Annotated in this window: 20 protein-coding genes, 2 tRNA genes and 1 pseudogene; 10 read left to right on the top strand and 13 right to left on the bottom strand. The window is 69.9% G+C overall.

Features of this window, described 5'->3' with window-relative positions; genetic code table 11:
* Position 1: 1 nt before the first annotated feature.
* Positions 2–1,393, top strand: a complete 1,392-nt coding sequence (locus ABT063_RS07415; RefSeq protein WP_351056228.1) for an amidase — start codon at positions 2–4, stop codon at positions 1,391–1,393.
* Positions 1,394–1,439: 46 nt separating this feature from the next.
* On the opposite strand, the gene ABT063_RS07410 is transcribed toward ABT063_RS07415, so the two are convergent.
* The 3 genes from ABT063_RS07410 to ABT063_RS07400 all read right to left on the bottom strand — a co-directional run bounded on the left by ABT063_RS07410 (position 1,440) and on the right by ABT063_RS07400 (position 3,653).
* Positions 1,440–2,459, bottom strand: a complete 1,020-nt coding sequence (locus ABT063_RS07410) for an HNH endonuclease (RefSeq protein ID WP_351056227.1) — start codon at positions 2,457–2,459, stop codon at positions 1,440–1,442.
* Positions 2,456–3,067 carry a class I SAM-dependent methyltransferase gene (locus ABT063_RS07405; protein ID WP_351056226.1) on the bottom strand — a complete coding sequence of 204 codons (612 nt, stop codon included), beginning with the start codon at positions 3,065–3,067 and terminating at the stop codon, positions 2,456–2,458. Before ABT063_RS07405 ends, ABT063_RS07410 begins: the two co-directional genes overlap by 4 nt.
* 91 nt (positions 3,068–3,158) lie before the next feature.
* Entirely contained in the window at positions 3,159–3,653 is a 495-nt protein-coding gene (locus ABT063_RS07400) for a DUF3830 family protein (protein ID WP_351056224.1), read from the bottom strand.
* 262 nt (positions 3,654–3,915) lie between these two features.
* On the opposite strand from ABT063_RS07400, the gene ehuB reads away from it, so the two are divergent.
* The 6 genes from ehuB (at position 3,916) to ABT063_RS07370 (ending at position 8,233) form a co-directional block, all read left to right on the top strand.
* On the top strand, positions 3,916–4,794 hold the full coding sequence (gene ehuB / locus ABT063_RS07395; RefSeq protein ID WP_351056223.1) for an ectoine/hydroxyectoine ABC transporter substrate-binding protein EhuB: 879 nt from the start codon (positions 3,916–3,918) through the stop codon (positions 4,792–4,794).
* Complete coding sequence (gene ehuC / locus ABT063_RS07390; protein ID WP_351056222.1) at positions 4,791–5,564, top strand: ectoine/hydroxyectoine ABC transporter permease subunit EhuC; 774 nt, start codon at positions 4,791–4,793, stop codon at positions 5,562–5,564. The genes ehuB and ehuC overlap by 4 nt, the downstream gene beginning before the upstream one ends.
* Positions 5,561–6,211 carry an ectoine/hydroxyectoine ABC transporter permease subunit EhuD gene (gene ehuD / locus ABT063_RS07385; protein ID WP_351056221.1) on the top strand — a complete coding sequence of 217 codons (651 nt, stop codon included), beginning with the start codon at positions 5,561–5,563 and terminating at the stop codon, positions 6,209–6,211. The genes ehuC and ehuD overlap by 4 nt, the downstream gene beginning before the upstream one ends.
* A gap of 118 nt (positions 6,212–6,329) precedes the next feature.
* Positions 6,330–7,058, top strand: coding sequence for an ectoine/hydroxyectoine ABC transporter ATP-binding protein EhuA (gene ehuA / locus ABT063_RS07380; protein WP_351056458.1), 729 nt, complete (start codon positions 6,330–6,332; stop codon positions 7,056–7,058).
* Positions 7,059–7,265: 207 nt separating this feature from the next.
* Entirely contained in the window at positions 7,266–8,027 is a 762-nt protein-coding gene (locus ABT063_RS07375; RefSeq protein ID WP_351056220.1) for an IclR family transcriptional regulator, read from the top strand.
* Positions 8,028–8,159: 132 nt separating this feature from the next.
* Positions 8,160–8,233, top strand: a tRNA-Lys gene (locus ABT063_RS07370).
* Here ABT063_RS07370 and ABT063_RS07365 read toward each other — a convergent pair.
* The 4 genes and pseudogenes from ABT063_RS07365 to ABT063_RS07350 form a co-directional block, all read right to left on the bottom strand.
* Positions 8,199–9,851 carry a long-chain-fatty-acid--CoA ligase gene (locus tag ABT063_RS07365; RefSeq protein WP_351056219.1) on the bottom strand — a complete coding sequence of 551 codons (1,653 nt, stop codon included), beginning with the start codon at positions 9,849–9,851 and terminating at the stop codon, positions 8,199–8,201. The two genes, ABT063_RS07370 and ABT063_RS07365, sit on opposite strands and share 35 nt — an antisense overlap.
* 40 nt (positions 9,852–9,891) lie before the next feature.
* Positions 9,892–10,497 (bottom strand): lytic polysaccharide monooxygenase auxiliary activity family 9 protein, encoded by a 606-nt coding sequence (locus tag ABT063_RS07360; protein ID WP_351056218.1) that lies wholly within the window; start codon positions 10,495–10,497, stop codon positions 9,892–9,894.
* Positions 10,498–10,598: 101 nt separating this feature from the next.
* Entirely contained in the window at positions 10,599–11,714 is a 1,116-nt protein-coding gene (locus tag ABT063_RS07355; protein WP_351056217.1) for an SPFH domain-containing protein, read from the bottom strand.
* Between the two features lie 68 nt (positions 11,715–11,782).
* Positions 11,783–12,037, bottom strand: a pseudogene (locus ABT063_RS07350) (peptidoglycan-binding protein); the annotation flags it as partial.
* Positions 12,038–12,253: 216 nt separating this feature from the next.
* Between ABT063_RS07350 and ABT063_RS07345 the strand changes: the two are divergent.
* Positions 12,254–12,327, top strand: a tRNA-Lys gene (locus ABT063_RS07345).
* A 37-nt stretch (positions 12,328–12,364) separates the two neighbouring features.
* Here ABT063_RS07345 and ABT063_RS07340 read toward each other — a convergent pair.
* Positions 12,365–12,520, bottom strand: coding sequence for a hypothetical protein (locus ABT063_RS07340; protein ID WP_351056216.1), 156 nt, complete (start codon positions 12,518–12,520; stop codon positions 12,365–12,367).
* A gap of 365 nt (positions 12,521–12,885) precedes the next feature.
* Between ABT063_RS07340 and ABT063_RS07335 the strand changes: the two genes are divergently transcribed.
* Together ABT063_RS07335 and glxA are read left to right on the top strand one after the other, a co-directional pair.
* Positions 12,886–14,913: a glycosyltransferase family 2 protein gene (locus ABT063_RS07335; protein WP_351056215.1), complete on the top strand. Its 2,028-nt coding sequence runs from the start codon at positions 12,886–12,888 to the stop codon at positions 14,911–14,913.
* Positions 14,910–16,847, top strand: coding sequence for a radical copper oxidase GlxA (gene glxA, locus ABT063_RS07330; RefSeq protein ID WP_351056214.1), 1,938 nt, complete (start codon positions 14,910–14,912; stop codon positions 16,845–16,847). The genes ABT063_RS07335 and glxA overlap by 4 nt, the downstream gene beginning before the upstream one ends.
* Positions 16,848–16,959: 112 nt before the next feature.
* Here the strand turns inward: glxA and ABT063_RS07325 are convergent, their stop codons facing one another.
* The 5 genes from ABT063_RS07325 to ABT063_RS07305 all read right to left on the bottom strand — a co-directional run bounded on the left by ABT063_RS07325 (position 16,960) and on the right by ABT063_RS07305 (position 21,176).
* Entirely contained in the window at positions 16,960–17,985 is a 1,026-nt protein-coding gene (locus ABT063_RS07325; protein WP_351056213.1) for a glycoside hydrolase family 6 protein, read from the bottom strand.
* A gap of 130 nt (positions 17,986–18,115) precedes the next feature.
* On the bottom strand, positions 18,116–18,781 hold the full coding sequence (locus tag ABT063_RS07320) for a class F sortase (protein WP_351056212.1): 666 nt from the start codon (positions 18,779–18,781) through the stop codon (positions 18,116–18,118).
* 6 nt (positions 18,782–18,787) lie between these two features.
* Positions 18,788–19,330, bottom strand: coding sequence for a hypothetical protein (locus ABT063_RS07315; protein WP_351056211.1), 543 nt, complete (start codon positions 19,328–19,330; stop codon positions 18,788–18,790).
* Between the two features lie 107 nt (positions 19,331–19,437).
* Positions 19,438–20,217 carry an HAD-IIA family hydrolase gene (locus tag ABT063_RS07310; RefSeq protein WP_351056210.1) on the bottom strand — a complete coding sequence of 260 codons (780 nt, stop codon included), beginning with the start codon at positions 20,215–20,217 and terminating at the stop codon, positions 19,438–19,440.
* Positions 20,218–20,381: 164 nt separating this feature from the next.
* Positions 20,382–21,176, bottom strand: coding sequence for a hypothetical protein (locus tag ABT063_RS07305; RefSeq protein ID WP_351056209.1), 795 nt, complete (start codon positions 21,174–21,176; stop codon positions 20,382–20,384).
* Positions 21,177–21,260: the final 84 nt, after the last annotated feature.

Genomic DNA, 21,260 nt, shown 5'->3' with positions numbered 1-21,260 from the left:
GATGCCGGAGCTCACCGAACTGACCGCAGTACAACTCGTCGACGGCTACCGCAAGGGCGAATTCAGCCCCGTTGAGGCGACCCGCGCGGCCCTGGAGCGGGCCGAGGCGATCCAGCCGGAGGTGAACGCGTTCGTGCGCCTCCTCGCGGACGAGGCCCTCACGCAGGCGCGGGCGTCGGCCGACCGATGGCGGCGCGGCGAGCCGGCCGGGCTGGTGGACGGCGTGCCGGTCACGGTGAAGGACATCCTGCTGCTGCGCGGGGCGCCGACGCTCAAGGGCTCGAAGGCGATCTCGGAGCAGGGCCGCTGGGACGAGGACGCCCCCTCCGTCGCCCGGCTGCGCGAGCACGGCGCCGTCTTCCTCGGCAAGACCACGACGCCCGAGTTCGGCTGGAAGGGGGTGACGGACTCGCCGTTGAACGGTGTGACCCGCAATCCCCACGACCCGTCGCGGACCGCGGGCGGCTCCAGCGGCGGTGCGGCGGCGGCCGTGGCGCTCGGCGCGGGACCGCTCGCCCTCGGCACGGACGGCGGCGGCAGTGTCCGTATCCCGGCGGCCTTCTGCGGGATCTTCGCGCTGAAGCCGACGTACGGCCGAGTCCCCCTCTACCCCGCGAGCGCCTTCGGCACCCTCGCCCACGTGGGCCCGATGACCCGGACCGCAGCGGACTCCGCCCTCCTCCTCGACGTCATCGGCGCTCCGGACGCCCGTGACTGGTCGGCGCTCGGCGCGGCACCCGGTTCCTTCGCGGCGGGGCTGTCGGGCGGCGTGCACGGCCTGCGCGTCGCCTACTCGCCCACCCTCGGCGGCCAGGTGGCGGTGCAGCCCGCGGTCGCGGCGGCGGTGCGTGGGGCGGTGGAGCGGCTGGCGGACCTCGGCGCGTACGTCACCGAGACCGACCCCGACCTCACCGACCCGGTGGACGCCTTCCACACCCTGTGGTTCAGCGGCGCGGCCCGCGTCACCCAGCACTTCGGCCCGCACCAGCGGGCGCTGCTCGACCCGGGCCTGCGAGAGATCTGCGAACAGGGCGCCCGCTACAGCGCGCTCGACTACCTGGCCGCGGTCGACGTCCGCATGGAACTCGGCCGCCGCATGGGCCACTTCCACGACTCCTACGACCTGCTGGTCACCCCCACCCTCCCGATCACCGCCTTCGAGGCGGGCGCCGAGGTCCCGAAGGGCTCGGGCCACCGCCGCTGGACGGGCTGGACGCCCTTCACCTACCCGTTCAACATGACCCAGCAGCCGGCGGCGTCGGTACCGGTGGGCACGGACGGCGACGGGCTGCCGGTGGGCCTGCAGATCGTGGCCGCCCGGCACCGGGACGATCTGGTGTTGCGGGCGGCGCATGCGATGGACGAGGCGGGGGTGACGGGGGGCGGAAGCTGAGCGTCTCGCGGGACGACGAGTGGTCCACCTCTTCCCCCCGCGGTCATCAGATGGCCAGGTCCCGAACGGCCTCGAGGAACCCGGGCCAGGAGGTGCTCCGACGAGCACCGAGTGCCTGCTGGAGGCTCAGCTGAAGGGTCTTCTTCAGCGGGTGCGGAGAGTCCATGATCGCTTCGTTGCGCAGGGCGAGACGGTGCACCTCCACCGGCAGGGGCAGGCGGTCGCTCTTGCCGCCGTTGCAGGTGGCATGGGCGGGGGCGAGGTTCCACAGCGCGTCGAGGTCGGGACCGGCCCAGGCCCTCACGCTGTGCAGGCGCCGCATCAGGGCGAAGGGGAAGACGTGATCGACCGCCACCGCCTGGCCCGGGGCGACGACCTCGTCGCAGATGAGACAGCGGCCGTGCTGGAACCCGATGAGCGCGTCCGCGACCTTGGCGACGGAGCGACGCCGTTTCTTGTCGGTGAGCTTGAGCGAGTCCCAGTCGACCGCGACACCGTCCTCGATGAGACTGCGCCCCACGCCTGCGGCGAAGGAGCTCTCGACGATGCTCCACCGAGCGTCGAGTTCCGCGCGCAGGCCAGCAGCCTGCTCGGACCGCGCGACGCGTAGGGCGTCGGGGGTGAGGCGAACCGAGCGTCGCCCGGCACCGCCCGTCAGGTCGAAGAAGCGGTGGGGCGCTTGAGTGCCGCCCCGTAGGTTGTGGAACTTCTGCATGACCATGGCCGGCATGGACCGGGCCGCGGCCTCAAGCAGTCGTTCGGTCGGCTGCCCGGCGGCCAGCGTCTCGGCGCGCTCCTCCTTGACGATCACGAGGAAGTCCGAGTCACGCAGGGCGACACCCTCGGGGGCCTGGGGCGCGTCGCCGAGATGACGCGCCAGCTCCAGGGCGTACGGGGCCGCGAGTTCGGCGAGCGGGATCTCGCTTTGCCCGCGTCCGGCCGCGTCGAGCAGCGCCGTGCCGAGCGCGAACTTGTACGTCCGGGAGTTCGCGCCCATGAGCACTGCCAGCCGCCACGAGGTACGCGCGGAGGCATCCTGCGCGTAGAAGTAACTGCTGCCGCTCATCCCTGCTCTTTCCGGAGCGCCACGGAGTTCCAGCGCACCGCCTCGCGGCCGAGCCGGTCAGTTCCCTCGTCGACGACCCGAAGCAGAGTGAGCCCCGCATCTGCCCCGTGTCCGGCGACCTCCTCCGGCGGGATGTCGAACATGCGCCGGTCAACAGGCGGTTCGCCGCGGCGCAATGTGATCAACAACGTGCCGGCCGGAGCCAGCAGCCCGGCCAGGCGCCGCATGGCGATCGGACGGTCCTCCGGCAGGAGATGCATCCACACGGCGGACAGCAGAACGACGTCGTAAGGCCCCTGGACACCATGCAGTTCCGGGAGCGCGCCCTCTCGCCAGGTCACACCCGACTCGGGGTGCAACCGCGCGGCCACCCGGCGCAACTCCGCCACCGGCTCCACGGCATCGACCGAGAATCCAAGCGCCGCCAGCGCCGCCGCGTCGCGCCCGGTCCCCGCACCGACGTCCAGCACGCGCGCGGGTGCGTCCGGAAGCAGGTCCAGTAGCGCCTCATGCACCGACTCGAACGAAACGCTCTCGTAGACCCTCCCCAGCCGCTCTGCCGACTCGGCGTAGTAGGCCTGTACCTCCGCACCTGAAGTTCGCTCCATGCCAGAACCGTAGGACCCGGCACTGACAGCGCTTCCCGGCCTCACGCTCGGCGACTACCGCAGGGCTGAGCCCCACTCCGCCAGACCGGCCTCACACCCGCCGAAAACTGAGCGTCTCCCCCGCCGCCCCGGACCGCCACAGGTCGTTGCAAGCCGCCGCCATGTCCTCCAGGCCCTCGACGATCTGGCCCCAGACGATGCCGGGGACCCAGCCGACGTCGGCGTTGAGGAGGAGGTTGTTGCGTTCGTAGAAGAGGGCCAGGTCGACCAGGGTGGTGCCGGGGCGGACCTCGCGGTCGTAGCCGTAGGCGCTGGTGCCGAGTTCGGCGCCGGCGAAGGAGAAGTAGCAGAGGTCGCCCGGGATCGGGGTGACCGTCGGGTTCTCCAGGGGCGGTTCGGCTTCCGCGAAGGGTGGGAAGAGGGCGTAGATCTCGTTGCGCGCGTACTTCGCGTGGTAGACGTCGCTGCTCAGGGGCAGCGCGTCCCACACCGCCGCGCACGTGATCGGTGCCCGGTCGTCGAGCAGTCGTGCCCGGCACCGGACCCCGCGTCGGTCCAGCGCGACCTCCACGTAGCGTTCTGCCATTCCGTCCCCTTGAAGTCGCTTGAAGTCGCTTGAAGTGCCTCGGAGTACCTCGGAGTGCCTTGGAGTTCCTCGGCGTTGCTCTGCGTTCCTCCGGGCCCATCTGCCCTGCGGCGGGCGTTCCAATGCAACTCGCTGGAGAACACCCCCGTACGTGAATAAACGGGGAGTGGCCGGAATACCCGGTGTCGATCCGGGTAGCCGCGCGCCCATGGTTGGACTGCAGGCAGACGACAACGGCTCACGAAGCACGAGGAGACCCGGCATGCGCCGGCGCACCCTGCTCTCGGGCACGGCCGCGCTGGTCACGGCGGGCGCGGTCGGGGCGAGCAGCGGGTGCAGCCGGGTGGCCACGGCCGACACCGGGGACGGCGGGCACCTGCTCGACCAGTTGCGGGCCAACGGCACCGTGCGACTGGGCATCGCGGGCGAACAGCCGTACGGCTACATAGGAACAGACGGCAAGATCACCGGGTCGGCCCCGGCCATCGCCGAGCACATCTTCCACAACCTGGGCGTCGACAAGGTCGAACCGTTCCCGACCGAGTTCGGCTCGCTGATCTTCGGACTGAACTCGCTCCAGTTCGACGTGGTCGCCGCCGGTATGTACATCAACCCCGAACGCTGCGAACAGGTGCTCTTCGCCGACCCCGAGTACCAGATGAAGGACGCCTTCATCGTGCCCAAGGGCAACCCGAAGAACCTGCGCACCTACGCCGACATAGCGCGGGCGAACGCCCGGATGGCGACCGGCATCGGCTACGCGGAGATCGACTACGCCAAGGAGGCAGGGGTGAAGCAGATCACCACCCTGCCCGACCAGCTGGCCGGTCTCCTCGCCGTCGAACAGGGCCGGGTCGACGTCTTCGTGGGCACCGCCGTCACGGTGCGCAACGTGGTCGAGCAGACCGGCAGCAAGAAGGTGGAGGCGACCGAGGAGGTCACGCCGTACGTGGACGGTAAACCGGTCATCGACGTCGGCGCCTTCGCGTTTCGGCTGCCGGAGCGGAACCTTCGGGACGCCTTCAACCGTGAGCTGCACAAGCTGAAGCGGAGCGGTGAGCTGCTGGAGATCATGCGGCCCTTCGGCTTCACGAAGGACCAGATGACGAACCTCACGGCCGAGGAGAAGTGTCGGTCATGAGTGACATCACCTCCGGCCTGTGGGCCCTCATCCTCGACGGTGTCTGGATCACCGTCCAGTTGACCGTGTTCAGTGCCGCGCTCGGCGCGGTCGTCGCCTTCGTCGTGGGCATCGCCCGCACGCACAGGCTGTGGATCGTGCGGTTCGTGTCGGGCGCGTACTTCGAGTTGTTCCGCGGCACCTCCGCCCTGGTCCTGATGATCTGGGTGTTCTTCGTGGTGCCGTTGACCCTGGGCTGGCAGCTCGTGCCGATGTGGGCCGCCGTGCTCACGCTGGGCTGCACCTACGGCGCCTACGGCTCGGAGATCGTCCGGGGTGCGGTGGCCGCGGTGTCGCCGGCCCAGCGTGAGGCGGGCGTCGCCCTGGGCTTCACGCCGGCCCAGCGGATGCGCAAGATCGTGCTGCCGCAGGCCTGGCCCGAGATGGTGCCGCCCTTCAACAACCTGCTCATCGAGCTGCTGAAGGGCACCGCCCTGGTCTCCGTCCTGGGCGTGGGCGACATCACCTTCGCGGCCCAGCTGGTGCGCAACGCCACCGGTCAGAGCGCCCCGGTCTACACCGTCATCCTCGTCATGTACTTCGTGCTCGCCTTCCTGCTCACCCGCGTGATGCGCCTGGTGGAACGCAGGGCCAAGGCGAGTGTGGGACGGACCCCGCCCAAGGGCCGCATCGCGACCGCCCTGGCCCGGCCCGGGGCCGGGAAGGCCGACGCCGGACGGCCGCAGGACCTCGTAGCCGGCTCGTCCGCCGCCTCCGGAGGTGCCTCGTGAACTGGAACTGGTCCACGGTGGGCGACTTCATGCCGGCCTTCTGGGACGGCGTCGTCGTCACGTTGCAGGCCCTGGTGCTGGGCTCGCTGATCGCCTTCGGCCTCGGACTGGTCTGGGCCCTCGCCCAGCGCTCGCCGCTGCAGGTGGTGCGCTGGCCGGTCACGGCGATCACCGAGTTCATCCGCAACACCCCGCTGCTGGTGCAGCTGTTCTTCATCTTCTACGTACTGCCGGAGTGGGGCCTCACCCTCTCGGCGCTGGCCACGGGCGTGATCGGCCTCGGCCTGCACTACTCCACGTACACCGCGGAGGTGTACCGCGCCGGCATCGACGGCGTGCCCGTCGGCCAGTGGGAGGCGGCGACCGCCCTCAGCCTGCCGCGCGCGCGCACCTGGACCGCGGTGATCCTGCCGCAGGCGCTGCGCCGCGTCGTGCCCGCACTGGGCAACTACGTCATCGCGATGCTGAAGGACTCGCCGATGCTGATGGTCATCGGCGTGCTGGAGATGCTCGGCGAGGCCCGCCAGTTCGGTTCGCAGACCTTCCAGATGAACGAGCCGATCGTGGTCGTAGGGATCGCCTTCATCCTCATCGCCTATCCCGCCTCCCTCCTCCTCCGAGCCCTGGAGCGTCGTCTTGCCCGCTGACACCGAACCCACGACACCGTCCGACAAGCAGCCATCCGCCGCGGACGGCGACCAGCCCTCGGCGCCGGCCCTCGACAAGCAGGCCGCGGCCCCGGCCGCCGCCGGGGAAACCCGGGAACTGATCCGCCTGGAGCAGGTCACCAAGCGCTTCGGCGGCAACACCGTCCTCGACCACCTCGACTTCTCCGTCGACACCGGCAAGCACGTCACGCTGATCGGCCCGTCCGGCTCCGGCAAGACGACGATCCTGCGGCTGCTGATGACCCTGACCGAGCCCGACGAGGGCAGGATCACCGTCGACGGGGAGCAGCTCTTCCCGGCCCCCGAGAAGCAGGTCCGCGAGGTCCGCAAGAAGATCGGGATGGTGTTCCAGCAGTTCAACCTCTTCCCGAACATGAAGGTGCTCAGGAACGTCACCGAGGCGCCGGTCACCGTCCTCGGCATGTCCAAGGACGAGGCCGAGCAGCGGGCCCGGGACCTGCTCGACCTGGTGGGCCTCCTCGACAAGTGCGACGCCTATCCGACGCAGCTGTCGGGCGGCCAGCAGCAGCGGGTGGCGATCGCCCGGGCGCTGGCGATGCGGCCGCAGGTGCTGCTGCTGGACGAGGTGACGTCGGCGCTGGACCCGGAGCTCGTGGCCGGTGTGCTGGACGTGCTGCGGGACCTCGCCCGCAGCACCGACATCACGATGCTGTGCGTGACCCACGAAATGAACTTCGCCCGGGACATCTCGGACCAGGTGCTGATGTTCGACTCGGGCCGTGTCATCGAGTCCGGACCGCCGGAGAAGCTCTTCGGCGACCCCGATCACGAACGCACGCGGGAGTTCCTGAACGCCGTTCTGTAGGGTCCCGCGCGGGAGGGCGCCGGCACTGTGGCCGGCGCCCCGCCATGGGCATATGCCCTTCGCATAATCCCCAGTTCACACGCCCTGCCGGGCCCCGGCATCGCGCCCCGAATCTGCGGAACAGTCCCTCCGCCGACGGCGGTTGGCGGCTATCGTGGTAGGGCCCGGCTGTCCGGAAACCGGCCCTACAAGCGCAGGGGGAGCACCGTGGCGCTGATGCACGAGCCGACCGCGCCGTACCACTCGGCCCAGGACGCCCTGCGCGTCCTGGAGACGGTGGCGCGGCACACCACCGGAGTCACCGACACCCAGCTCGCCCGCCTCACCGGCCTCAGTCCGGAGCGGCTGACCACGCTCCTGCGGATGCTGCGCCGCGAGGGATACGTCGAGCAGGTCACCGACGGCGCGTACGTCACCGGTGAGGCCCTCACCCGCCTCGGCTCCGCCGGAGTCGACCGCGAGCAGGCGGTGCGCGAGCGGCTCCAGCAGACTCTCGACCGGCTGCGCGACTCCGTCGGCGCCGCCGTCTACATCAGCCGTTATGTCGACGGCGAGATCAACATCACCCAGTACGCCGACAGCCCGGCCACTCCCGCGGTTCACGAGTGGGTCGACTTCCGCTACTCCGCGCACGCCACCGCCATCGGCAAGAGCCTGCTCGGCCAGCTCGACCACAACAGCCGCCGCGACCACCTCTCCCGTCACAAGATGGCCCGCCTCACCTCGCGCACCATCACCAGCGACAAGCTGCTGCTCTCCCGCCTGGAGTCCCAGCCGCCGACGGTGCCCCACCTCGACCTCCAGGAGTACGCGGTCGGCACGGTCTGCGCGGCCGTCCCGATCACGGCAGGCTCCTCGGTCGGCTGCCTGGCCCTGTCCCTCCCGGTCGAGCACGCCCACCGGCTCCGCCAGGCCGCGGACCGGCTGAACCGGGGGGCGGCGCCCGTACTGCTGTCCCTGGCGATCTAGAACACCGATCTGGAACACCGATCTGGAACACAGAGGCGATCCAGGACACACGGATCGGCGTCAGGAGCACCCCTGCGGACCAGGTAGTATTTTCCTTGTCGCCGACCGCCAAGAGCGGACGGCGGGAGTCACGCGCCGCTAGCTCAGTTGGTTAGAGCAGCTGACTCTTAATCAGCGGGTCCGGGGTTCGAGTCCCTGGCGGCGCACAGGTGAAGGGCCTCTCGTGGACACGAGGGGCCCTTCGGCTTCCTCCCTGGTCAGCCTCCGGTAGGCCTGCTCCCCCGGAGGCCGCCACCACACGGGGTCCGCACACCGGAACCCTTCCCTCCGCAGCAGCGCCCGGTGGATCTTGTTCGTGGCCGTGACGGGCATCCGCTCCACCACCCGTACGAAGCGGGGCGCCATCTTCGTCCCCAGGTCCGGCTGGGCAAGCAGGAACTCGGCGAAGGCCCGGGGTGCGAAGTCGCCGGCGATCGCCGCCATCACCTGGTCCCCGGTGACCGGATCCGGCACCGCGTAGACGGCGACGGCGACCGCGCCCTCGTACCGGGCGAGGATGTTCTCGATCATCGCGGCGGCCAGGTTCTCGCTGTCGACGCGGAGACGATCGTCGCAGCGGCCCGCGAAGTAGAGGAAACCGTCGCGGTCGCGGTAAAAGAGGTCCCCGGTCCAGTACCAGCCGTCGTCCCGCCGGCGCTCCGCCTCCGCCTCCGGGTTGCGCCAGTACCCCTCGAAGGGGCTGGGTCCGCGGTTCACCAGCTCCCCGATCGACTCCTCGCCGTTCAGCAGCCGCCCGTCCCCGTCGAAAACGGCCGGCGGGCACTCCTCACGGGTCTCCGGGTCGAGGACGACAAGGCCGGGTGCCGCCGGACCGACCGCGCCGGGCGGTGTGCCGGGCCGCCACTGGATCGCCGCGCCGCCCTCGGAGGACCCGTATCCCTCCACCAGCCGCACCCCGAACCGCCGCTCGAACGCCGTCGCGTCCACCGCCCCCGCCTCCGTGCCGAAGCCCAGCCGCAGCGGGTTGTCCCGGTCGTCGGGGCGCGGCTCGGTGGCGAGGATGTACTGCACGGCCCGGCCGACGTAGGTGAAGTACGTCGCCCGGTACCGCCGTACGTCCGCCAGGAACCACGACGCCGAGAACCGCCGCCGCAGCGCCACGCCCGCCCCGGCCACGAGCGCGGGCGCCCAGTCGGCGATCACCGCGTTGCCGTGGAACATCGGCATGCAGACGTAGTGCACATCCTCGGGGACCACCCCGAACTGCTCGGCCAAGGAGCTCCCGGCGGCGGCCAGGCGGCCCTGGGAGCAGAGCGCGGCCTTGGGGGCGCCGGTCGAGCCGGAGGTGAAGTAGAGGAGCAGGTGGTCGGCGGGGGTGGCGCGGGAGGCGTCCGGCCGCGCGTCGGCGTAGGGGGCGAGCAGGTCGCCGTATTCCTCCGTGTCGGTCACCAGCAGGCGTACTCCGGGCAGGTGGAGGCCGGTGAGGAGGGGCAGGTGGGTGCGCTCGGTGACCAGGATCCGGCATTCGGTGTGCAGGATGTCGCGGGCGAGTTCGGGGCCCCGGCGGGTGGGGTTGATTCCGGCCACGGCGGCGCGCGCGAGGGCGGCCGCGCTCAGCCACAGCGGGTACTCGGGGGTGTTGTCGAGCAGGACCCCGACGTGTGCGCGCGGTGGCAGCAGGTCGGCCAGCAGCGCGGCTCGTGCCGCGGCCCCCGCCGCCACCTGGTGATGGGTCAGCACCCGGCCCTCGCACCACAGACCCGGGCGGTGGTCTCCCCACCGGTCCCGAACGAGTTCCGCGACCGTACGCCTCCTGGTCTCCATGGAGGCGCACGGTAGTTGACGTACCGTCAGATGTGGAGCCTCAGAACGTGACGTCCGAGCAGGCGTAGAACGCGTTGCCCGTGTCCGCGATCGTCCACACCGCCAGGATCACGTGGCGGCCGCTCAGTCCGGACGGCAGCGTGCCGCTGTGGGAGAGCGTGGACGGGGGGCGCTGGCCGCCGTAGGGGACGGTCAGGAACGGGGTGAGGTTGAGGTCGGAGCGGGCCAGGTTGTGGTTCTGGTTCCAGCCCGGCCTGGTGACGTAGTACTTGAAGTCGGTCGTGGCGTGCATGGCCGTGAACTGCCAGCGGAACGTGTAGCGCTGGCCGCCCGTCACCCTGGTGGTCGGCCAGGCGCCGCCCGAGGGCGTCTTGGAGCTGTCGAGCTGTGCGAACCGCGTGTTGCCGCCGGAACATATCCGGCCGTCGGCCGGACCGGAGGCGGGGAAGCCCTTGGGGCCCTCGACGCTCTGCGGCTCCCACTGGATGTCGCCGCAGTTCGTCACGGTGCCGTTCTGGCAGAGCTTCTGCCGGCTGATGGGGAGGTCCGTGTAGCCGTGGCTGCTGGCGCCACCGGAGGAGAGCACGAGGGTTCCGGCGGTGGCGAGGCCCACCACGGCGGCGTACGACTTGGTCCTTCTGCGCATGCTGCCGCTCCTGGAGAACGTGGGGGAGGTTCAGTGAGCTGTGCAGGTAGGTCTAGACCAAGTCTGAGATTATGACCGCCTCTTGAACATGTCCATACCAATCACGGAGTCGTTTCCCCGCGCCCCGCGCAGAACGCCACCGTCAGGTCCTTCACCAGCACCTTCCGCTCGTAGTCGTCGAGTTCGACCAGCCCCCGCATGGTCAGCCGGGTCACCGTGTCCTCCACCGAGTCGACGACCGAGGTGAGCACGCTCGCCCGGTGCTGGGCGTCCAGCGCGGCGATCCGGCGGCGGTGCATCGCGGCGGCGACCTCGGGGGCGTACTCCACCCGCAGCGGCTGCACCGAGAACACCTCGATCCCGACCGGCGCCGTGTCCGTCACGACCCGCCGGGTCAGCGCCTCCTCGGCGGCGTCGACGGAGGCCGGGCCGTAGCCGGGCATCTCCACCGGCACCCGGGCGAGCGCCGCCTCGACACACTCGCGCAGGTACGTCTCGTGGTCCTCCACCCCCAGCGTGGCCCGCGCGGTGTCCCGCACCCGCCACACCACCAGCACCGCCACCCGCAGGGCGACCCCGCTCGCGTCGGCCGCGTGCATCGGCTCGCTGCGCCAGTGCCGCAGCCGTACGTCGACCCGGCGGCGCAGCAGCAGCGGGTTGACCCACAGCAGGCCGGTGCGCCGGACGGTCCCGCGGTAGCGGCCGAACAGGCCGAGCACCCAGGCCCGCCCGGTCCGGCCGCGTGCCAGCCCGCCGAAGCCGAACAGCCCCAGAACGCTCGCCCCCGCGTACGCCGCCCACTGCGCGGGACCGAGGCCCGCGCCCGCGTACGACGGCAGGCCCAGCGCCCCCACCACGAGCGGCGGCAGCGCGCCCGCCCACCAGGAGACGGCCACGCATCCGGCCAGCCCGCAGGCACCGGCGAGCACGCCCGCCGCACCGGGCAGCACCCGCGCGGGCCGCTCCACCAGGGCGGGGTCGACCCGCGGCACCCGTCGGGGCCGGGCGGGAGCGGGTCTGCGCAGCCGCGGCTGCTCCCCGGTCCCGTGCCGGCGCCCCACGACCGCGGGGCTCAGCGGCACCGCCACCGGGTCGGGTTCGTCGCGGAACAGCAGATGGACGGGGATCTCGGTGGTCGACTCGTTCTGGATGAGCCGGTCGCGTGGCCGCGCGGGCGGTCCCTCGGACTCCGGGGTGTGGGAAGTGGTCGTACTCATGCGTGCCTCCAGCCTCCGCGCCAGATGCGTCATGACAGTCGATGGGGACAGTCGGTGGGACAGCCGGTTCACGAAAAGAGCCGCCGCCAGGTCTCCGGCCCCGGGTAGCCGTCCGCCGCGCCGCCCCGCCAGCCCTGAGCGCGCTGGAAGGCCTCGACGCCGCGCCGGTCCGCCTCCCCCCAGCGCGGTCCCGGCCCGGTGGTGCGGTACTTGCCGAACCCCTTCTTCACCAGCTGCCGCCCCAGCTGGGTGACGTACTCGTTGTTCGCCCCGGGCCGGAACAGCGCCCGCCCGGGATAGCCGGGCACCCCATGGGAAGCAGGCAATTCCTCGAAGACCGGAGTCGCCATGCGATTCCCCTCACATCTCTGCCACATTCCTGCTGGAATTGTTCATACGTGTACACATTCATCAGTTTCTCAACCGTCTTCCGCACGCGCATGCTGACGGTCCGAATGATGTACGGCAGGCCCTCCGCGGGCCGGGGCGGGCGGTCAGGAGCACCCCAGGACGTCCGGTAAAGTTGTGAAGGTCAGCGCGCGCCGCTAGCTCAGTTGGTTAGAGCAGCTGACTCTTAATCAGCGGGTCCGGGGTTCGAGTCCCTGGCGGCGCACGGACAGGGTGGGCCCCTCGTACGAACGAGGGGCCCACTACTCGTTTGGCCGATCCCGCAGGCCGACATCGTTGAACCGGACGCGATCGTCGACCGTATGGGAGAACAGGCCGCGCGTGCGCACGGCGTCGGGCACGCGACGCGAGCGGAGGATGCCAGAGCACTTCGGCAACATCCGCACCCGCTTGTCCACAACGGCTCCACAAGGTCCCCACAGGGGCCACAATGAACGCGTATGACCGGTAAACACCGCGTTTCGCATCTTGCGATCATGATGAACGCCGTAGAACCCTGGTTCATCAAGATGCCGCCGATTCGCGGCAGTTGGGGGGCAAGGAGCCGGTTGCCCGGTTGGTGCGGGGAAAGGGGCCCCGTTCATGGCCGGATGCCGAGGGGGGCATCATGCAACCGGAAGGTCGCACACCGATGTCTGTAAGTTGTAGAGCATGTGGTGACTGCGACCCACCGCTGATACGTCTGTGAAGGTCGAGGGGGACTCGAGCGGACGTAAGGAAACGAAACGAAACACGCGGCGTACCGCGTGTGGGGGGATGACTCATGACGTCGACGCCGACGGGCGCCCGGCAGGACTACGACCCGTCCAGCACGACCCAGCTCAGGGTGCCTTCGCATCGGACGGGGGCGTTCCGCAGGATCAAGAAGACGCTGCCGAAGTACGACTACGAGCACTACAGCCGGCTGGCCGGTCCCCTCACCCAGCCCGATCCGAACAAGCCGTACAGAGTGCAGTACCGCTCCTTGATCTCGCAGGAGCCGCACCGCATAAGGGTCGCGTTGATGCTGGCCGCGGCCCCGGTGCTGTCGCTGGTGCTGCTGGTCTGGCTGCTGCAGCCGGAGCACTGGACGGAGCGCGACTACCCGGCCTTCGCCTGGCTGCCGGCGCTGGACATCGTCATGCTCGTCTCGATCGGTCTGATCGAGTTCTTCCGCTGCATGAACGTGCTGTCGAACGCGCACGCCACGCTGGTCGCCCGCGACCCGATCCCGGTGGTGCCCGAGACCGGCACCAGAGTGGCCTTCCTCACCTCCTTCGTGCCCGGCAAGGAGCCGCTGGAGATGGTGACGAAGACCCTGGAAGCCGCGGTGAAGATCCGCCACCGCGGCCTCATGCATGTCTGGCTGCTCGACGAGGGCGACGACCCCGAGGTGAAGGCGGTCTGCGCGCGCCTCGGCGTGCACCACTTCTCCCGCAAGGGCGTCGCGAAGTGGAACCAGCCCGAGGGGCCGCACCGCGCCAAGACCAAGCACGGCAACTACAACGCCTGGCTCGACGCGCACGGCGACAACTACGACTACTTCGCCTCCGTCGACACCGACCACGTGCCTCTGCCCAACTACCTGGAGCGGATGCTCGGCTTCTTCCGCGACCCGAACGTCGGCTTCGTCATCGGCCCGCAGGTCTACGGCAACTACGACAACTTCGTCACCAAGGCCGCCGAGTCTCAGCAGTTCCTCTTCCACGCGCTGATCCAGCGCGCGGGCAACCGCTACGGCGCTCCGATGTTCGTGGGTACGTCGAATGCCGTACGCATCAAGGCGCTGAAGCAGATCGGCGGTCTGTACGACTCGATCACCGAGGACATGGCGACCGGCTTCGAGATCCACCGGCACAAGAACCCGGCGACGGGCAAGAAGTGGCGCTCGGTCTACACCCCGGACGTGCTCGCGGTCGGTGAGGGTCCCAGCGCCTGGACGGACTTCTTCACCCAGCAGATGCGCTGGTCGCGCGGCACGTACGAGACGATCCTCAAGCAGTACTGGAAGGGCTGGTACTCGCTGCCGCCGAGCAAGCTCTTCAACTACACGATGATGATCATCTTCTACCCGATGTCCGCCCTCAACTGGATCCTCGCGGCGCTGAGCTGCGCCCTGTTCCTGGGCCTGGGCGCCTCGGGTGTGAACATCGACCCGACCGTGTGGCTGATGCTCTACGGCAACGCCTCCGCGCTGCAGATCGGCCTGTACATCTGGAACCGCCGGCACAACGTCTCCCCGCACGAGCCCGAGGGGTCCGGCGGTGTGGCCGGCATGGTGATGTCGGCTCTGTCCGCGCCGCTCTACGCGAAGGCGCTGATCGACTCCGTACTGCGCCGCAAGAGCAAGTTCGTGGTCACCCCCAAGGGCGATTCGGCCAGCCCGGACAGGTGGTTCGGGACCTTCCGGTACCACTGGTACTTCATCGTGATCTTCGGCGCCTCGATCGCCGCCGGTTTCGTCTTCGGGCACTCGCACCCCGCGATGATCATCTGGGCGACGTTCGCCACGCTGATCACCGCCACGCCGATCTTCGTCTGGCGCCACATGCTGCGTCAGGCGAAGAAGAAGCCCGCGGTGCCCGAGCAGGAGCCGCGCGACGCGGCTCCCGTCGCCCAGCCCGCCCAGCCTGCCCAGCCCGCGGCTCCCGTGGGGGCCTACGAGCCGCAGTCGCTGCCGGTGCAGCGCACGGCGGCCCAGCACGCCCCCCAGCACAAGCCGAGCTGGGCAGCGTCGGACAGGGGCTCGGACGGGACGGGCGACCAGACCATGCAGATCGCCCTTGGTGGACTTGGGGGACGTAAGGAATGAACGACCGTGCAGGCCGCCGCCGCGCTCGTCGACTCGCGATAGGCACGGCGGTGGTGCTCGCGCTGGCCGGGATGAACGGGCCGTGGCTGTACCGCTTCGGGACCGAGAAATACCACCAGTACCAAATCAACAGACCGGAGTACAAAGCCGAGAACGGCAAGTGGGAAGTCATCGAGTTCCCCGAGGAGTACCGGCAGAACACCATCCACGCGGCGCTGCTGCACACCGGCAAGGTGCTGCTCGTCGCGGGGTCGGGCAACAATCAGGACAACTTCGACGACAAGAAGTTCGACACCCGGATCTGGGACCCGGTCAAGGGCACCATCAAGAAGGTGCCGACGCCCAAGGACCTGTTCTGCACCGGCCACACCCAGCTCGCCAACGGCAACCTGCTGATCGCGGGCGGCACCAAGCGGTACGAGAAGCTGAAGGGTGACGTCACCAAGGCCGGCGGCCTGATGATCGTCCACAACGAGAACCCGGACAAGCCGATCACGCTGCCCGCGGGCACGAAGTTCGTGGGCAAGGAGAACGGCAAGACCTTCGTGTCGAAGGACCCGGTCACCGTCGAGCGGGCGACGAAGAACTTCGACAAGAAGACCGGCAAGTTCCTGGGCAACACCCCCGGTCTGGGCCGCATCTACGTCGAGGCGCAAAGGAGCGGCGCCAAGTACGAGACCGGCACGCAGGACAACTACACCGTCCAGGGCCTGACCGGCGCCGACGCCAAGAACACGTACGGCATCGCGCAGAAGCTCGCCCTCGACAAGAAGGACTTCCAGGGCATCCGGGACGCCTTCGAGTTCGATCCGGTCGCGGAGAAGTACATCAAGGTCGACCCGATGAAGGAGGCGCGCTGGTACCCGACGCTCACCACCCTGAGCGACGGCAAGATCCTCAGCGTCTCCGGTCTCGACGACATCGGCCAGCTGGTCCCGGGCAAGAACGAGATCTTCGACCCGAAGACCAAGAAGTGGACGTACACGCCGAAGACCATGCAGTTCCCGACGTACCCGGCGCTGTTCCTGATGCAGAACGGCAAGATCTTCTACTCGGGTTCGAACGCGGGCTACGGGCCGGACGACGTGGGTCGTGACCCGGGCGTCTGGGACGTGGAGACCAACAAGTTCACCAAGGTGCCCGGGCTGAGCGATCCCAAGCTGCTGGAGACGTCCGGCACGGTGCTGCTGCCTCCGGCGCAGGACGAGAAGTACATGGTGATCGGCGGCGGCGGGGTCGGCGAGTCCAAGCTGTCCAGCAACAAGACACGGATCGTCGACATGCTGGCCGACGACCCGAAGTTCGTGGACGGCCCCTCGCTGGAGAAGGGCACGCGCTATGCGCAGGCCTCGATCCTGCCGGACGACTCCGTGCTGGTGTCCGGTGGTTCGGAGGACTACCGGGGGCGCAGCGACTCCAACATCCTTCAGGCGCGGCTGTACAACCCGGTGACCAACACGTTCAACAAGGTCGCCGATCCGCTGGTGGGCCGGAACTACCACTCCGGGTCGCTGCTGCTGCCCGACGGACGGGTGATGTTCTTCGGGTCGGACTCGTTGTACGGGGACAAGGCGAACACCAAGCCGGGCAAGTTCGAACAGCGGATCGAGATCTACACGCCGCCGTATCTGTACCGGGACTCGCGGCCGTCGCTGTCGGGCGGGCCGCAGACCATCAAGCGCGGGGAGTCGGGGACGTTCACCTCGCAGCACGCCTCCTCGATCAAGAAGGTACGGCTGATCCGGCCGAGCGCGTCCACACATGTGACGGACGTCGACCAGCGGTCCATCGCGCTGGACTTCAAGGCGTCCGGGAACAAGATCACGGTGACCGTGCCGAAGAACAAGAACCTTGTTCAGGCGGGGTGGTACATGCTGTTCGTGGACGATGACCAGGGGACGCCGAGCAAGGCGCAGTGGGTCAGGGTGCCGTAGCGCTCCGCTGGTCGGGCCGGCTTTTGGCTGCGGGTTCGTCGTGGTCGCGCCCACGCGCGGCGGAGCCGCACATGGGAACAGCCCCGCGCCCCTTGGGGCGCGGGGCTTGCCGTTAGCTGGAAGCCTTGGCCAGGCTCAGTGCGTAGTCCGCCCACCACTGGCCCGCCTTCGGGCCGCCCTTGCACTCGCCGTCCGACTCGCCCGGGCGCTTGACCCACAGGTAGGCGTCGACCAGCGGGTCCGCCGTCTTCGTCGTCGGGGTCTCGCCCAGGGCACGGCCCGGCGGGTTGCACCAGCGCTCGTTCTGGTCGCCCTCGCTGTAGGGGCCGTTGCCGTTGCGGCTGGTGTCGATGACGAAGTGTTTGTCGCCGACCTTCGCGGAGAGCTCCTTGCCGTAGGCGACGGAGTCCTCGGTGGAGTAGAAGTTGGAGACGTTGACCGAGAAGCCGTCGGCCTGCTCGATGCCGGCCCGCCGGAGGGGCTCGGAGATGTCGTCGGGCTTGCCCCAGCCGGCGTTGCCCGCGTCCAGGTAGACCTTGGTGTTCTCAAGTGACTTGAGCTTGCCGACGGCCTCGTTGAGCAGGGCGTAGCGCTCCTCGTGGAACTCCTCGGGTGTGCAGTTGTCCACCATGTGCAGCACGGCGTCCGGCTCCAGGATCACCGTCGCGGGGCGGTCGCCGATGCCCTTGGTGACGCCGTCCACGAACGCCCGGTACGCGTCGCCGTCGGCGGCCCCGCCTCCCGAGAACTGGCCGCAGTCGCGGTGCGGGATGTTGTAGAGGACGAGCAGGGCCTCGCGGTCGGCCTTCGCGGCGGCCTCGGTGTAGCCCCGGGCCTGTTCCTCGGGGTTCTCCGGGAGGATCCACTCGGCGGTCGGCTGCTGGGCGATCTTGCGGATCTGCTCGGCCTCCGTCTTCTTGCCGGCCTTCCGGTACTCCTCGACCTGCTGCGCCGCGTTGCCCTCCGGGTTGACCCAGAACGGGTCCGTCCCCTTGGGCTGTTGGGTGATCCCGGCGCCGGCGCCGTCCTTCTTCTTCTCCTCGTCCTTCCCGTCCCCCGAGGAACAGCCTGCGATCAGCAGTGCCGCCCCCAGCACCGCCGCGGCAGCCCGCGTTCCAGCCCCCCTGCTGACGTACATCCAACTCCCCCTTGGGTGCACCGTTCCAAGCCTCAATCCTGACACACCCGTCGCCTGGCCCACGAGGCCGTCCGGGCCTTGTCCGACAGCTGTTACCGGAGATCCGGCCTGCGGCGGAACACAGGTGACCTCACAGGCCGGACCCCGTCAGATACGCCGAGACGATCACGTTCGCCGTGTAGCTGCGGCTCGCCCGGTCGAAGCTGCCGCCGCAGGTGATCAGCCGCAGCTCGGCCCGCCCGGTCTCGCGGGGCCCGTACGCCTGCTGTGCGTCGAATCCGTCGCGGGTGAGGACCTGGACGTCGTCCACGGTGAACTCGGCGACCTTGCCGTCGTCGCGGAGCACCCGGACCGTCTCGCCGGGCTGGAGGGAGCTGAGCCGGTAGAAGACGGCGGGCCGGGTCTCGGTGTCGACGTGACCGACCATCAGCGCGGTCCCGGCCGCGCCCGGTTTCGCCCCGGCCGCGTACCAGCCGACGGCTCCGGGCCGGTCGAACGGCGGCGGGGCGACGGCGCCCCGCGCGTCCAGGCCGCGGGCCACGACCGGCGCCTGCACGCCGAGGCCGGGGATGTCGACACGCTGCGGCAGGGCGTCGCCGAGGGGCCGGTGCGCGGGCGGCAGTTCCACGTCCGGCGGCCGCCCGACCGCCGCCATGTCACCCGTGGCGGGGCCGGATATCCCGTGCCGTACGTCGGTCACCTCGCGGCCCCACAGCCACAGCCCGAGCAGCAGGACCACCCAGGCCACGCCGGTCAGGAGCCGACCCGTGCGGGGCGTGCGTTCATGGTCGGACACGGCCGGTCAACCCGTCCCGCGGTTCCGGCGGCGGCCGCGGATCACCACGGCGACCGCGGCGACCCCCGCGAGGACCAGCCCGGTCACCGCGTGCCCCGTGCCGGGACCGGCCTCGCGGGCGTCCGCGGCGGCGAGCCGGGCGGTGCCGCCGCCGCCCGCCTGTACGGGGGCGACGGGCGAGGCGGAGGCGGAGCCACCCGGCCGCGCCGAACTCCCGCCGACGGCGACGTCGACCGTGCCCTTCACCTGGAAGTCGGCGCAGGTGACCTTCACCTCGTACGGGCCGGGCCGGATCGAGGAGCGGACGCGGGTCTCGCCGGCGAGCGTGCCGCCGCTGCCCGTGAGCCGCGCGTCCGCGACGAACGCCGCCGACGCGGCGGTGGCCGTCTTGCCGGAGCAGCCGCTCACCCGCAGCGCGACTTCGGCGCCGGGGGCGGGGGACGAGGGGGTCACCGAGACGCTGCCGCCGCCGTCCGCCGCGTGGGCGGCCGGGGTGAGGGCGGCGACAGCGAGGACTGCGGAACAGACAGTGAGGCGTAGGGAACCCATCGTGAACCTCCAGATATCTGGAGCCTCCCCCGCAGACTCCTGCCCCGCACGCTCAGCGGGGCCTCACTGCTCCATACGGGTCCAGAAAGGTTTCAGATCAGATGTGATCAGATTCTGTCGACGAGGTCCGCAATCGAGTCCACGACCTTCGACGGCCGGTACGGGAAGGCATCCACCTGCTCGGGCCGGGTCAGGCCGGTCAGAACCAGGAACGTCTGCATCCCGGCCTCCATACCGGCCAGTACGTCGGTGTCCATACGGTCGCCGATCATCGCGCTGGTCTCGGAGTGCGCCCCGATCGTGTTGAGCCCGGTGCGCATCATCAGCGGGTTCGGCTTGCCCGCGAAATACGGCTTCCTCCCGGTCGCCTTGGTGATCAGCGCGGCCACCGCGCCGGTCGCGGGCAGCGGGCCCTCGGTCGACGGACCCGTCTCGTCGGGGTTGGTGCAGATGAAACGGGCGCCGTCGTTGATGAGCCGTACGGCCTTCGTCATGGCCTCGAAGGAGTAGGTGCGGGTCTCGCCGAGGACGACGTAGTCGGGCTCGTGGTCGGTGAGGATGTAGCCGATGTCGTGCAGCGCGGTCGTCAGGCCGGCCTCGCCGATGACGTACGCGGAGCCGCCGGGCCGCTGGTCGTCCAGGAACTGGGCGGTGGCCAGGGCCGAGGTCCAGATGGACTCGATCGGCACCTCCAGGCCCATCCGGCGCAGCCGGGCGTGCAGGTCGCGCGGGGTGTAGATCGAGTTGTTGGTGAGGACGAGGAAGGGCTTGCCGGACTCGCGGAGCTTCTTCAGAAAGGCGTCGGCGCCGGGGATCGGTACGCCCTCGTGGATGAGCACACCGTCCATGTCGGTGAGCCACGACTCGATGGGCCTGCGTTCTGCCATGTGCTGGATCTCCTGCCGTACCCAAGTGCGCGGTGCGTCGCGCGTGTACCCGGTGCCGGGTGCCGGGCGCGCCCCAGCCTAAACAGTGGCCGGATCTTGAGGGAATGGCCGGGTTGTGAGGAGATGGGTACGGCTATGGCATGGATACGGCTATGGCTGTGGCTTCAGCGGCGTCTGCGGACCAGCAGCAGCGCACCGCTGGCGACGAGCAGCAGGGCCGCGGCGGCGAGGGCGACCGTGGGGCCGAGTCCGGTGCCGGCGAGTTCCTCGGCGAGGGAGAGGCGGCCGTCGGGTGCCGGTGCGGTGGCGGAGGCCGTGGGGTCGGGGGCGGGCTCGCGCTCGTGCTCGGGTCGCGGGGTCGGTTCGGCCTCGATGTCGAAGCGGTAGTCGTTCGACTGGCCGACCCAGTCGCCGTCGCCGTCGTGGCGTTGTACGACGGCCGCGTTGACGGTGACCTTGTTCGGTTCCGCGTCCGAGGTGAGCTCCATCCGGACCTTCACGGTGAGGGTCTTGCCGGGGCCGACGGTGAAGCCGGAGAAGCGGTCGCGGTCGTCGGTGAAGGCACCGACGAGTTCGTCCGCGTCGGTGCGTTCGAAGCGGACGGAGTGCGGGCGGGCGCCGGCTGTGCCGTCGTAGAACTCCAGGCGGGGCTGGGCGGGCTCAAGGGTCCGCCGCTTGTCGACGAGGACGACGACGGGGTGGATGTTTCCGCAGGTCCGCGTGGTGGTGTTGGTGAGGTCCAGGTACCAGGTGCCGTAGCCGCCGCCGGCCTCGTAGGAGTCGGGGCCGCCGTGGATGCGGGTGGTGACCGGGAAGGCGCGGTCGTCAGTGGTGGCGCAGGAGGGACGGGGGTCGGCCTGCGCCGGGGAGGACAGGAGGGCGGCGGCGGCTGCGAGACAGAGGGAGGACGGGGCACAGACGGATACGGGCTTGGGCAGTCGCATAAACGGCAGTCGCATGAACACATGACCATGCCGGGTGCTTCCGGCGGATGGCCGATGCCGCTCCGTACGGCCCGGTAAGTCCCCTCGATCAGCGCACGT

It is taken from the genome of Streptomyces sp. NPDC002838 (assembly GCF_040295365.1).
Lineage (GTDB): Bacteria > Actinomycetota > Actinomycetes > Streptomycetales > Streptomycetaceae > Streptomyces.
The sequence above is the reverse complement of the archived record's forward strand: the minus strand, read 5'-3'. Positions and strand labels throughout refer to the sequence as shown.

Excerpts from the sequence above, each read along its gene's own strand:
- ABT063_RS07415 (WP_351056228.1), top strand. The coding sequence starts at position 2 with ATGCCGGAGCTCACCGAACTGACCGCAGTACAACTCGTCGACGGCTAC.
- ABT063_RS07410 (WP_351056227.1), bottom strand. The coding sequence starts at position 2,459 with ATGAGCGGCAGCAGTTACTTCTACGCGCAGGATGCCTCCGCGCGTACC.
- ABT063_RS07405 (WP_351056226.1), bottom strand. The coding sequence starts at position 3,067 with ATGGAGCGAACTTCAGGTGCGGAGGTACAGGCCTACTACGCCGAGTCG.
- ABT063_RS07400 (WP_351056224.1), bottom strand. The coding sequence starts at position 3,653 with ATGGCAGAACGCTACGTGGAGGTCGCGCTGGACCGACGCGGGGTCCGG.
- ehuB (WP_351056223.1), top strand. The coding sequence starts at position 3,916 with ATGCGCCGGCGCACCCTGCTCTCGGGCACGGCCGCGCTGGTCACGGCG.
- ehuC (WP_351056222.1), top strand. The coding sequence starts at position 4,791 with ATGAGTGACATCACCTCCGGCCTGTGGGCCCTCATCCTCGACGGTGTC.
- ABT063_RS07365 (WP_351056219.1), bottom strand. The coding sequence starts at position 9,851 with ATGGAGACCAGGAGGCGTACGGTCGCGGAACTCGTTCGGGACCGGTGG.
- ABT063_RS07360 (WP_351056218.1), bottom strand. The coding sequence starts at position 10,497 with ATGCGCAGAAGGACCAAGTCGTACGCCGCCGTGGTGGGCCTCGCCACC.
- ABT063_RS07355 (WP_351056217.1), bottom strand. The coding sequence starts at position 11,714 with ATGAGTACGACCACTTCCCACACCCCGGAGTCCGAGGGACCGCCCGCG.
- ABT063_RS07335 (WP_351056215.1), top strand. The coding sequence starts at position 12,886 with ATGACGTCGACGCCGACGGGCGCCCGGCAGGACTACGACCCGTCCAGC.
- glxA (WP_351056214.1), top strand. The coding sequence starts at position 14,910 with ATGAACGACCGTGCAGGCCGCCGCCGCGCTCGTCGACTCGCGATAGGC.
- ABT063_RS07325 (WP_351056213.1), bottom strand. The coding sequence starts at position 17,985 with ATGTACGTCAGCAGGGGGGCTGGAACGCGGGCTGCCGCGGCGGTGCTG.
- ABT063_RS07315 (WP_351056211.1), bottom strand. The coding sequence starts at position 19,330 with ATGGGTTCCCTACGCCTCACTGTCTGTTCCGCAGTCCTCGCTGTCGCC.
- ABT063_RS07310 (WP_351056210.1), bottom strand. The coding sequence starts at position 20,217 with ATGGCAGAACGCAGGCCCATCGAGTCGTGGCTCACCGACATGGACGGT.
- ABT063_RS07305 (WP_351056209.1), bottom strand. The coding sequence starts at position 21,176 with ATGCGACTGCCGTTTATGCGACTGCCCAAGCCCGTATCCGTCTGTGCC.